Source organism: Saccharibacillus brassicae, assembly GCF_006542275.1.
GTDB classification, from domain to species: domain Bacteria; phylum Bacillota; class Bacilli; order Paenibacillales; family Paenibacillaceae; genus Saccharibacillus; species Saccharibacillus brassicae.
This window is the reverse complement of record NZ_CP041217.1, coordinates 2,529,733-2,541,687: the sequence shown is the minus strand read 5'-3', so window position 1 is coordinate 2,541,687 and position 11,955 is coordinate 2,529,733. Positions and strand designations below refer to the sequence as shown.

Annotated in this window: 11 protein-coding genes; all 11 read left to right on the top strand. The window is 59.6% G+C overall.

Annotated elements, in window-relative coordinates; genetic code table 11:
• Positions 1 to 75 precede the first annotated feature (75 nt).
• The 11 genes from jag (at position 76) to FFV09_RS10560 (ending at position 11,951) form a co-directional block, all read left to right on the top strand.
• The gene (jag, locus tag FFV09_RS10610; RefSeq protein WP_141447808.1) at positions 76 to 954 is read left to right on the top strand and encodes an RNA-binding cell elongation regulator Jag/EloR; all 879 of its coding nucleotides are present in this window, start codon (positions 76 to 78) and stop codon (positions 952 to 954) included.
• A gap of 225 nt (positions 955 to 1,179) precedes the next feature.
• Entirely contained in the window at positions 1,180 to 2,556 is a 1,377-nt protein-coding gene (gene mnmE, locus FFV09_RS10605) for a tRNA uridine-5-carboxymethylaminomethyl(34) synthesis GTPase MnmE (RefSeq protein WP_141447807.1), read from the top strand.
• 359 nt (positions 2,557 to 2,915) lie between these two features.
• Positions 2,916 to 4,802: a tRNA uridine-5-carboxymethylaminomethyl(34) synthesis enzyme MnmG gene (mnmG, locus tag FFV09_RS10600; protein ID WP_141447806.1), complete on the top strand. Its 1,887-nt coding sequence runs from the start codon at positions 2,916 to 2,918 to the stop codon at positions 4,800 to 4,802.
• A gap of 2 nt (positions 4,803 to 4,804) precedes the next feature.
• The gene (gene rsmG / locus FFV09_RS10595) at positions 4,805 to 5,527 is read left to right on the top strand and encodes a 16S rRNA (guanine(527)-N(7))-methyltransferase RsmG (RefSeq protein WP_141447805.1); all 723 of its coding nucleotides are present in this window, start codon (positions 4,805 to 4,807) and stop codon (positions 5,525 to 5,527) included.
• A 465-nt stretch (positions 5,528 to 5,992) separates the two neighbouring features.
• Positions 5,993 to 6,811: a nucleoid occlusion protein gene (gene noc, locus FFV09_RS10590; protein WP_141447804.1), complete on the top strand. Its 819-nt coding sequence runs from the start codon at positions 5,993 to 5,995 to the stop codon at positions 6,809 to 6,811.
• A gap of 35 nt (positions 6,812 to 6,846) precedes the next feature.
• Positions 6,847 to 7,608 carry a ParA family protein gene (locus FFV09_RS10585; RefSeq protein ID WP_141447803.1) on the top strand — a complete coding sequence of 254 codons (762 nt, stop codon included), beginning with the start codon at positions 6,847 to 6,849 and terminating at the stop codon, positions 7,606 to 7,608.
• A gap of 4 nt (positions 7,609 to 7,612) precedes the next feature.
• A complete protein-coding gene (locus FFV09_RS10580; RefSeq protein ID WP_141450428.1) occupies positions 7,613 to 8,455 on the top strand; it encodes a ParB/RepB/Spo0J family partition protein in 843 nt (280 codons plus the stop codon).
• Positions 8,456 to 8,570: 115 nt separating this feature from the next.
• Complete coding sequence (locus tag FFV09_RS10575; RefSeq protein ID WP_141447802.1) at positions 8,571 to 9,743, top strand: aminotransferase class V-fold PLP-dependent enzyme; 1,173 nt, start codon at positions 8,571 to 8,573, stop codon at positions 9,741 to 9,743.
• Between the two features lie 209 nt (positions 9,744 to 9,952).
• Positions 9,953 to 10,459 carry a DUF4446 family protein gene (locus FFV09_RS10570; RefSeq protein ID WP_141447801.1) on the top strand — a complete coding sequence of 169 codons (507 nt, stop codon included), beginning with the start codon at positions 9,953 to 9,955 and terminating at the stop codon, positions 10,457 to 10,459.
• Complete coding sequence (locus FFV09_RS10565; protein WP_246098525.1) at positions 10,456 to 10,707, top strand: putative Se/S carrier protein; 252 nt, start codon at positions 10,456 to 10,458, stop codon at positions 10,705 to 10,707. The genes FFV09_RS10570 and FFV09_RS10565 overlap by 4 nt, the downstream gene beginning before the upstream one ends.
• A gap of 92 nt (positions 10,708 to 10,799) precedes the next feature.
• On the top strand, positions 10,800 to 11,951 hold the full coding sequence (locus tag FFV09_RS10560) for a mechanosensitive ion channel family protein (RefSeq protein WP_141447800.1): 1,152 nt from the start codon (positions 10,800 to 10,802) through the stop codon (positions 11,949 to 11,951).
• Positions 11,952 to 11,955: the final 4 nt, after the last annotated feature.

Here is an 11,955-nt window from a genome sequence, read left to right as displayed (position 1 = left end):
GAAAAAGACAAGATAACCATCCAAGCGACGAGCATATGCAGGGACGAAGCGTGAACACAAGGGGGCGCGGATTCGATGACGAGCAAAGTGACGGCTGTGGGAAAAACGGTAGAAGAAGCCATATCGCAGGGGCTGGCTCAGCTCGGCGCCGCGAGGGATCGCGTCGAGGTGAACGTGCTGGAGCATCCTTCCCGAGGATTTCTCGGGCTGTTCGGCGGCCGAAAGGCCAAAGTCGAACTCACGTTGATCCGCTCGAATCGTGCCGCTGCCGATCAGGCGCCGTCTTCCGCCCAAACGGAAGCGGGCAGTCGGCGGGATATGCCCGCCGACGAGCTTGCGCCGCGCCGCGAGCGGCCCAACCCGGCCGCGCCGGCACCCGCGAAGCCGACCGGCGAAGGCGGAACCGACGCGCCGCGCCGGGAACGGCCGAATCCGGCCGCACCGGGCCCTGCAGGGTCCGCCGCCGCGCCGCAGCGGGAAGCGTCGGCATCCGCCGGCGTCCGTCCCGAGGAACGCTACCGGGAAGCGGCCGATTTCATTCGCGACGTGGCCGAGTCGATGGGCCTCGAAGTCGAAGTCGATATCCGCAAGAACCGGGATGGCGGCCTGCTCGACATTTCGGGCCCGGATCTCGGGATGCTGATCGGACGCCGCGGCCAGACGCTGGATGCGCTGCAGCTGCTCGCAAGCGTCGTGGCGAACCGTGATTCGGACAAGTTCATCCGTCTGACGCTGGATGCGGAGAACTTCCGCCGCCGCCGCGCCAAGACGCTCGAAGATTTGGCCGATCGCCTGGCCGAACGCGTCGTTCGCTCACGCAAGGAAGTCGTGCTGGAGCCGATGCCTTCGCAGGAGCGCAAAGTTATCCATGCGCGTCTGCAGAATCATCCCGAAGTCGAGACGGGAAGCCGGGGCGACGAACCGAACCGGCGCGTCGTGATCACGCTCAAATAAGCCGACCGTTCCCGGCGAGCGCCCTCTTTGCCTTTACGGCGAAGGGGGCCTCTGCCGTTTGCGGAGTCGGACACCAACCATTGAATTCGAAGGAAACGGGCTGCGGAAGCTTCCGGGCTCTGCGCGGAACGTCCCGAATCGACGCCGCGCAGCGGCGGAAGCGGTCCGTTTCTTCTTGTATATAGGCATTCGAACGGACATGCCGAGAAAGCGAGGAACAAGCAGATGATTAGCGATACGATTGCAGCGATCTCCACGGCCGTCGGCGAAGGCGGCATTGCCGTGATTCGCGTCAGCGGGCCCGAAGCGGTCGGGGAAGTCAGCCGGTTGTTTCGCGGCGCCAAGCCGCTGACCGAAGTCCCTACCCATACGGTGCATTACGGCTTCATGGTCGATCCCGACACGAAGGAGAAGCTGGAAGAAGTGCTCGTCACCCTGATGCTCGCGCCCAAGTCGTTCACGACCGAAGACGTAGTCGAGATCAGCGCGCACGGCGGCGTCGTCTCGGTCCGGCGCATCATGGAACTGCTGCTGAAGCAGAAGATCCGTCTGGCCGAACCGGGCGAGTTCACGAAGCGCGCGTTCCTGAACGGCCGGATCGACCTGTCGCAGGCGGAAGGCGTTATCGACCTGATCCGCTCCAAATCGGACAAAGCGTTCTCCGTCGCGTTCAAGCAGGTGGAAGGCGATCTGTCCCGCCGCATTCAGGAACTTCGGCAGACGCTGATCGAGACGCTGGCGCATATCGAAGTCAATATCGATTATCCCGAGCATGACGTGGAATCGATGACCTCGCTGTTTATTCAGGAAAAATGCGGAGCCGTGCTGGAAGAAGTCGAACGGCTGCTTAAGACGTCCAATCAGGGTAAAATTTTGCGCGAAGGCATTACGACGGCGATCGTCGGCCGCCCGAACGTCGGCAAATCGTCGCTGCTCAACGCGCTGTCCGGCCAGAACCGGGCGATCGTGACCGATATTCCGGGCACGACGCGCGACGTGATCGAAGAATTCATTACGATCAACAATATTCCGCTCAAGCTGCTCGACACGGCCGGCATCCGCGAGACGCTGGACGTCGTGGAACGGATCGGGGTCGAACGTTCCCGCACCGCGCTGAACGAAGCCGACCTGATCCTGCTCGTGCTCAGCGGCGGCGATCAACTGGACGAAGAAGAAGTCCGGTTGATGGAGCAGATCAGCGGGCGCCAGTCGATCGTCATTTTGAACAAAATGGATCTGCCGCAAAAAATCGAGACGGAAAAAGTGCGCCAGTTCTACAAAGAAGAGCTGATCGTGCCGATGACCGTTAAAGACAGCGAAGGCATCGACCGGCTGGAAGAAGCCATCTCCTCGCTGTTCTTCGCCGGCAAACTCGAAAGCGCCGACCTGACGTACGTGTCGAACGTGCGCCATATCGCGCTGCTGCACCAGACGCAGCGTTCGCTGCGCGACGCGATCGAAGCGGCGGAGATGCTCGTGCCGATCGACATGATCCAGATCGACGTCCGCATGGCCTGGGAACAGCTCGGCGAGATCGTCGGCGATACCGCCCAGGACTCGCTGATCGACCAGATCTTCTCCCAGTTTTGTCTGGGCAAATAAACCGCAGCAGTCTTTTCTTTTACAATTACAGCGAAGTCGGCTTTTCACTTATGCGAACATACAGGCGAAGGCGCTTTTGCCCGCAGCCTTTCTCTACAACTATAGCGAAGCCAGCTTTTCACTTATGCGAACATACAGGCGAAGGCGACTTTGCCCGAAGCCTTTCTCTACAACACAACTATAGCGAAGCCAGTGAACGAGTAAGCGGAATGTCCTGAAGAAGCGAAGCGTTCGCCTCTGTTTTCGGAATATCTCCCTTAGGGAGCCTATTCAAATATTCCGAAAGCAGCAAGCGATCGTAAGGATATTTCGCGGCACGAGTTCACCCAGGCGAGCACCCCTTAAGGAGGGAAAACCAAATGACATACTCAGGCGGAGAATTTGACGTCATCGTCGTAGGAGCCGGACATGCCGGCGTCGAATCGGCGTTGGCCGCGGCCCGGATGGGCTGCAAGACGCTGATGGTGACGATCAACCTCGACATGGTCGCGTTCATGCCCTGCAACCCGTCGATCGGCGGCCCGGCCAAAGGCCATGTCGTGCGCGAGATCGATGCGCTCGGCGGCGAAATGGGACGCAATATCGACAAGACGTTTATCCAGATGCGGATGCTCAACACCGGCAAAGGCCCGGCCGTGCACGCGCTGCGCGCGCAGGCCGATAAATTCGATTATCAGCAGACGATGAAGGAAACGATGGAAAAAGAACGGAATCTCACCATGCGTCAGGGCATGGTGGAAGAACTGATCGTCGAAGACGGCAAATGCGTCGGCGTGCTGACCAAGACCGGCACGCGCTATACCGCCAAGTCGGTCGTACTGACGACCGGCACATACCTGCGCGGCAAAATCATCATGGGCGAGCTGATGTACGAGAGCGGCCCGAACAACCAGCAGCCGTCCGTGCGCCTGGCCGAACATCTGCGCGAGCTTGGTTTCGATCTCGTCCGCTTCAAGACGGGAACGCCGCCGCGCGTGCACAAGGACACGATCGACTTTTCCAAGACCGAGATCCAGCCGGGCGACGACAAGCCGAAGTTCTTTTCCTACGAAACGAAAGGGTCGACCAACGAGCAGCTTCCGTGCTGGCTGACCTACACGTCGCCGGATACGCATCAGATCATCAACGACAATCTGCACCGCGCGCCGATGTTCTCCGGTCTGATCGAAGGTACCGGCCCGCGTTACTGTCCGTCTATCGAGGACAAAGTGGTGCGCTTCAGCGACAAGTCGAAGCACCAGATTTTCCTGGAGCCGGAAGGCAAAAACACGGCCGAGTATTATGTGCAGGGCCTGTCCACCAGCCTGCCGGAAGACGTTCAGCTGAGCATGCTGCGCACGATCGCCGGTATGGAAAAGGTTGAAATCATGCGCAACGGCTACGCGATCGAATACGACGCGATGGTGCCGACGCAGCTGTGGCCGACGCTCGAAACGAAATTGCTGCCGGGCCTGTTCACCGCCGGACAGCTGAACGGAACGTCGGGCTACGAAGAAGCCGCGGGACAAGGCATCATGGCCGGCATCAACGCCGCGCGCAAAGCGCAGGGGCTGGACGGTATCGTGCTCGACCGTTCGCAGGGATATATCGGCGTCCTGATCGACGATCTCGTCACGAAAGGCACGAACGAGCCGTACCGCCTGCTCACTTCGCGCGCCGAATACCGCCTGCTGCTCCGTCACGACAACGCGGATCTGCGTCTGACGCCGATCGGCCGCGAGATCGGATTGATCGGGGAAGAGCGCTATGCAGCGTTCCTCGACAAAAAAGCGAAAGTCGATGCGGAGATCGAACGGCTGCGCAAAACGAAAGTGCATCCCGATCAGGTGAATCCGATGCTTGAACGGATCGGTTCGGCCGTGATCAACAACGGCTCCGACCTGCTGACCATTCTGCGCCGTCCGGAAGTGTCGTACGTCGATATCGAACCGATCGTTCCGACCGAAGTGGCACTGGACGAAGAGATGAAAGACCAGGTCGAAGTGCAGGTGAAATATGCCGGCTACATCGAGAAGCAGATGGCGCACGTGGAACGGTTGAAGAAAATGGAAAAGAAAAAGCTTCCGGAAGATCTGGCGTACGAAGAAGTGCGCGGTCTGGCGATGGAAGCGAAGCAGAAGCTGGCCGCGATTCGGCCGCTGTCGATCGGACAGGCTTCGCGTATTTCCGGCGTAACGCCCGCCGATATTTCGATCCTGCTCGTCTACCTGGAACAGGTTAACCGGGTAGCGGCGGTACGGGGGTAAGCATGGACGAGATACAACAACGGTTCACGGATCGGCTCAAGCCGCACGGGATCGAACTGAACGAACAACAGCTGAAGCAGTTCGAGACGTATTACGAACTGCTGGTCGAATGGAACGAGAAGATGAACCTGACCGGCATTACCGAGCGCGAGCAGGTGTACGAGAAGCATTTCTACGATTCGCTGACGCTGGCCTTTTACGTGAATATGAAAAAGGTGAACAGCCTCGCCGATATCGGCTCGGGCGCCGGCTTCCCCGGCATTCCGCTCAAAATCGCGTTCCCGCACCTGAAATTGTGCATTATCGATTCGCTGAACAAGCGGATTACGTTCCTCAAGGCGCTGTCGGAAGGACTCGGGCTCCAAAATGCCGAGTTCCTGCACGGACGCGCCGAAGAATGGGGACACAAACGCGGCTACCGCGATTCGTTCGATCTGGTGACGGCCCGCGCGGTAGCGCGCCTCGCCGTGCTGAACGAGTTCTGCCTGCCGTTCGTCAAGCCGGAAGGCATCTTCGCGGCAATGAAAGGCACGGACCCGGCTGAAGAAATCGCCGATGCCCAGAAGAGCCTGCGCGAACTGCGCGGCGAGATCGTGGGCGTCGAAGCGTTCCGGCTGCCGTCCGACGACTCGGATCGCCATATTATCCGAGTCTCGAAATTCGCGATTACGCCGTACAAGTATCCGCGTACGCCGGGTCTGCCGATGAAAAAGCCGCTCGTGTAACAGGCTTGTTTCACGTGGAACAGAAGTTCGGATCGAAGCTTCCCCGGCGTCGGGGAAGTTACAGCGCTGCCTTCGGGCGGCGCTTTTTTTGGCTGCGCGCATGGAAGTTTCCATGGGGCGCCGAACAGGTTCGGGGCGGATTCAGGATAGGATTCAACGCAGAAAAGTGATAAACTGGATTTGTCTGTCCGCAGGCTTTTTACAAGGTCGCGGGCAGTTTGCCACTTGGGAAGAAACGGGGGTCCAGACCGCCGGTTGGAACAAAGATACACGCTGCAAAAGACGGCAGGAGCAGGCTTGGCGGACGGCAGATCCGGCGGAAAAAGACGGCAGCCCAAGATGCGGGGGGAACGCATCGGCGGCCGGACTCCGCAGAGATCGCTGCCCGGCCGGGCCGGGAGTTGAAATTTCTTGGGAACGCCGGCGCATCATGCCGTTTTCCCGGAATGGGTGGTCATGTTCGGAATGAAAGAGCAATTTTCCAGGTTATTCGGGCTGACGGAACGTTCGGCCGGAGACGAAGTCAAACAGATCCCGATCGACGAGATCGTGAGCAGTCCTTACCAGCCGCGAACGATCTTCGACGAAGCCAAGATCGAAGAGCTGTGCCAGACGATTCGAACGCACGGCGTCATTCAGCCGATCGTCGTTCGCCTGCGCGGCGGCAAGTACGAGATCATCGCCGGCGAACGGCGCTGGCGCGCCGTGCGGAAGCTCGGCCTTCCGGCCGTTCCGGCGATCGTGCGCGAGTTCAACGATTCGCAGACGGCTTCGATCGCGCTGATCGAAAATTTGCAGCGCGAAGGGCTGACGGCGATCGAAGAAGCGGCCGCTTACGAGAAGCTGATCGAGCTGCATCAGCTGACCCAGGAAAGCCTGGCCCAGCGTCTCGGCAAAAGCCAATCGACGATCGCCAACAAGCTGCGCCTGCTGCAGCTGCCGGAGCCGGTCAAGCTGGCGCTGATGGAGCGCAAAATTACGGAACGCCATGCCCGCGCGCTGCTGCCGCTCGGCAGCGGCGAACTTCAACTCAAGCTGCTGAAAGAAATCGTCGACAAAGAGCTGAACGTGAAACAGACGGAAGCCCGGGTCGCTTTTTACAAAGAAGCCGTGCCGGTCAAAAAGTCCAAGCGCGTCTCCTACACCAAAGACGTGCGGCTTGCGCTGAACACGATCCGTCAGTCGATCGACATGGTATCCGGATCGGGCCTGGATATTCGCACGACGGAAGCCGACCAGGGGGATCACTACGAAATCGTGATTCGGATTCCGAAGCAGACCTGATTGCGGAAATCAAATGCCAACCGAGGTGAATCCGATTGTCCAAAATCATAGCAATCGCCAACCAGAAAGGCGGAGTCGGCAAGACGACGACGTCTGTCAATCTGAGCGCGGGCCTGGCCAAGCTGGGCAAGCGCGTGCTGCTGATCGATACCGATCCGCAGGGCAACACGACAAGCGGGGTCGGCATCAATAAAGCCGACGTAGAACGGTGTATCTATGATATTCTGATCAACGAAGCCGATCCCCGGGAAGTGATCGTGCCTACGCCGATCGCAGGGCTCGACGTTATTCCCGCCACGATTCAACTCGCCGGCGCGGAGATCGAGCTGGTACCGATCGTCTCGCGGGAACTTCGGCTCAAGAAAAGTATCCATGCGGTCAGACAGGACTACGATTACGTCATCATCGATTGCCCGCCCTCTCTGGGTATCCTGACGATCAACTCGCTGACGGCCGCCGACTCGGTCCTGATTCCGATCCAATGCGAATATTACGCGCTGGAAGGCTTGAGCCAACTGCTCAACACGGTGCGTCTCGTACAGAAGCATCTCAATACGGAGCTCCAGATCGAAGGCGTGCTGCTGACGATGCTCGACGCGCGGACCAATCTCGGCCTGCAGGTCATCGAAGAAGTGAAGAAGTATTTTCAGGACAAAGTATACGAGACGATCATTCCGCGCAACGTGCGTCTGAGCGAAGCGCCTTCGCACGGCCAGACCATCATGACCTACGATCCCCGGTCCAAGGGAGCGGCGCACTATATGGAGCTGGCAGAGGAAGTGTTGATCAATGAATAAAAAAATCGGCAAAGGGCTCGGCCGCGGGCTGGATGCGCTTATCCCTTCGTTATCGGTAGGGGAAAACGATCCGATCGTCGATATTCCGCTGGACCGGCTGCGCGCCAATCCGTATCAGCCGCGGCATCACTTCGACGAAGACGGGCTGCGCGAACTGGCCGAATCGATCCGCCAGCACGGCGTGATCCAGCCGATCATCGTGCGCAGCGTGCTCAGAGGCTACGAGATCATCGCCGGCGAACGCCGGACACGCGCTTCGGCGCTGGCGGGCAAAAGCCGTATTCCGGCTGTCGTGCGCGAGTTTAGCGATCAGCAGGTGATGGAGATCGCGCTGATCGAGAACGTGCAGCGGGAAAATCTGAACGCGATGGAGATCGCGGTCGCTTACCAGTCGCTGATGGACGAGTTCAAAATGACGCAGGAAGAGCTGTCCGCCAAAGTCGGCAAGTCCCGTTCGCATATCGCGAATTTTCTGCGGCTGCTGTCGCTGCCGGACGAAGTGAAAGAGCATGTTTCACGTGGAACGCTCTCGATGGGCCATGCGAAAGCGATCGTCGGCCTCAAAAATCCGGCGTTCCAAATCGAGCTTGCCGAAAAAGCGATGCGCGAAGGCTGGAGCGTGCGGGAGCTGGAAGAAGCGGTGCAGGAACTGGGCACGAAATCCGGCGGCACGGTGAAAAACAAAACGAAAAAGCGCGATCCGTACATCGCCGACGTGGAAGATTCGCTGCGCGAACATTTCAAGACGACGGTCAAGATCAAACCGGGCAGCAAAGAAAAAGGTAAGATCGAACTGAGTTATTACGACCAGCAGGATTTGCAGCGGCTGCTTGATCTGCTGCAATAAAGTCCACGGCCAGAAGCCGCCGCCATACAATCCGCGTTGATCCGAAGAACGGATTCGATCCGCGAAAAAATTCCTTCATTATATACGGAATACACGGAAGGGAGGGAAGCCGAACATGGAACAGACCGACAAGCCGGTGATCTATCTGGATCATGCGGCGACTTCCTGGCCGAAGCCGGCTTCCGTGCTTGCGGCCATGGAGCATTCGATGCGCGAAGAAGCGGCTAACCCGGGACGGGGCGGCCATCGCATGGCGGTCTCGGCCGGCCGGGTGCTCGTACGCACGCGCATGCTGCTCGGCCGGCTGTTCGGCGTGCCGAATCCGAGCGATATCGTCTTCATGCCGAATACGACGGCAGCGCTCAACCAGGCGATCAAAGGACTGCTGCGTCCGGGCGACCACGTCATCTCCACGATGACCGAGCACAATTCCGTGCGCCGTCCGCTGGAGTATATGCGGCGGGAATGCGGTGTGCAGGTCGATTACGTACCGGCGGACGAAGCGGGGCGGATCGATCTGGACGGGCTGTCGGCGCTCTGCCGGGCAAACACGCGGCTGATCGTATGCAATCACAGCTCGAATCTGCTCGGAAGCATTCTTCCTGTCGCGGACATCGCCGAGATCGCGCGCAGCCGCGGAGCCTTACTGCTGGTCGACGCCGCGCAGAGCGCGGGCGTGCTCGATATCGACGTCGGCCGCCTCGGGATCGACCTGCTGGCTTTTCCCGGGCACAAAGGGCTGCTCGGTCCGCAGGGCACCGGCGGGTTGTATATCCATCCGTCGATCGACCTTCTGCCGCTGATCCACGGCGGAACAGGCAGCCAATCCGAAGAAGCCGACCAGCCTTCGGTGCGTCCCGACCGCTACGAAGCGGGCACGCCCAACACGGTCGGCATCGCCGGATTGGGAGCGGGAGTCCGGCATGTGCTGGCGGAAGGGCCGTCCGTTATCGGGCGCAGGGAATGGGAGTTGACGCAGGAGTTAATGGGACATTTGTCCGCTGTAGAAGGACTATCTTTGCTCGGGCCCAAGCCGGGCGAACCGAGGACAGGCATCGTCTCCTTCACGCTGCAGGGAATCGATTCCGCCGAGATCGCTTTTCGGCTGGACCGCGAATACGGCATTGCCGTGCGCGCCGGGTATCATTGCACGCCGCTTGCGCATCGGGCGGCCAAGACGATCGACGGCGGGGCGGTCCGCAGCAGCGTAGGGTTCGATACGACCGGGACAGAGACGGAAGCATTGGCGCAGGCCGTTCGGGAAATCGCGCGCTCCGTTTCCCGTTGATCCACCGGGAATTTTGTAAAAGACGGCTCTTGCGAAGCGGGCGAGCGCGGCCAAGCGGATCTTCCGCTTGTGGGAGCAGCCGTGTAGGGTGCGCTCAAATCGGGTAAATACCGAAAATGCACCCTCCTGCGCGTATATTCGACGGAAGCCGCAAGCGCCGATTTTACAAACTTCCACTAGACAAGCGACAGAAGGGAAAGAGTCGAAGCATGGCAGAATTGAATGAGTTGATTGCGCAACAATTATTTGGGGTCGTGGCCGTTCTGGCGGTATTGGTTATCCTCCTTCTGATCATCGTGTTGGCCCAGTCCGTCAAAGTGAGCCGGCTGCGCAAGCGTTACGAACGCATGATGGCGGGCGCGGGCGTGGAAGATCTGGAATCGCTGCTGCTGAATTTGAAAATGCAGACCGATTCGGTGGAAGACGAGCAGGAGAAGCAGCGCCGCGCGATGACGTTGATCGAGCAGCGGCAGCGGATGGCGAAGACGAAGCTCGGCATGAAGCGCTACAATGCTTTTTCCGACCAGGGGAGCGATCTCAGCTTCTCGTTCGCGCTGCTCGACGAGCTGGACAACGGCATCGTCATCAGCGGCCTGCACAATCGGGACAGCTCCTACGTGTACGCCAAGCCGCTTGAGCAGGGCGCTTCGAAGTACGCGCTGTCCGCGGAAGAAAAAGAAGCGGTCGAACTGGCACGCCGGGAGGGAACGCGGTGAACGGGGAGCTGCTTGTAATGGCGTTCGATTCTTCCCAGCAGGCGCTGCGCGCCGAGATGCTGCTCGAAGAACAGCAGATCGGCTTCGAACTCATTCCGACGCCCGGAGAGATTACGGCCGGCTGCGCGATGAGCTTGTCTTTTGCCGAATCCGGGCTGGAACCGGTCCTTGCCGTCGTCCGGCGGGAGCATGTCGAGATTCGCGGCATCTTCCGCAAAAACGGCGCGGGATACGATCGACAGGTGTAAATCGACTCGAATGAAATGCCCGCGCCCGGAAGACACCCCTCTACGTAATAAGGGGATGTTCTCCGGGCGCGGTGTCAGAAAGGAGAGCTGAAATGAGCTATGGATTTTTGAATGTCTTAACGGCTGCGGCCGCGGCAGCGGGAGGTACGACCGACACCGGCACGAACGACGCTAACGCCGTGCCGGAAGAGCCCAGCACGCCGATCGATTCGGTCCAAAAAGCGGTGTCGTTCACCGAAGGACTGTGGAACAAGCTGACGGATGCCGCGACCTGGATCGGCCTGGCCGATACGGCGCTGCGCATCGTGCTGATCATTCTGCTGGCGCAGATCGCGATCCGCCTGACGTACAAGATCATCGACCGGGCGCTGCTGCGGCAAAAAGAAGACGCCGGCGACAGCAAGTTCCGCGTCAAGCCGAGACGGTTCGTGACGATCGGCAAGCTGCTGAAAAATATGGTGGTCATCGTGCTCAACTTCATGATGATGCTGCTCATCATCTCGGAGCTTGGTTACAATCTGGCTCCGCTGATCGCCGGGGCCGGCGTGATCGGCCTCGCAATCGGCTTCGGCGCACAAAGCCTCGTCAAAGACGTTATTACCGGATTCTTCATCGTGTTCGAAGATCAGTTCGCGGTCGGGGACGTCGTGCAGATCACGACGTTCAAAGGCACGGTCGAAGTGATCGGCCTGCGGACGACGCGGCTGCGCAACTGGAACGGGGAAGTGTACGTCATCCCGAACGGCATCATTACGAACGTGACGAACTTCTCGCTCGCCGACGCCAAAGCGGTCATCGATATCCCGATGAGCGCGGAACGTCCGCTGGACGAAGCGACCCATCTGGTAGCCCGTTCGCTGGAAAAGGTGCACGACAAAAACGCCAAAGTATTGGCGCCGCCGAACATCCTCGGGGTGCAGGCGATGACGACGGGCGAGTACACGCTGCGCATCTCGGTCAGCTGTTCGCCGAATGCCCAGGCGGAGGTCGAGAGCATGATCCGCGGAGAGATCAAGCGGGCCATGGAACGCGACGATGCGCTTAAGCAGGCGCTGGCCGAAGAATCCGAGCGCAAAGCGCATACGGAAGAAGAAGCCAAAGCCAAGCCGGAAGAAGCATCCAAAGCGGAAGCGGCACCGGCGCCGGTGCGGCAAAATCCGGAAGGACCGGGCAAACCGGAGTCCGAGAAGACGGATGCGGAGAAAACGCCGAATACGGAAGACAAACCGCATTCGGCGCAGTAAGGAA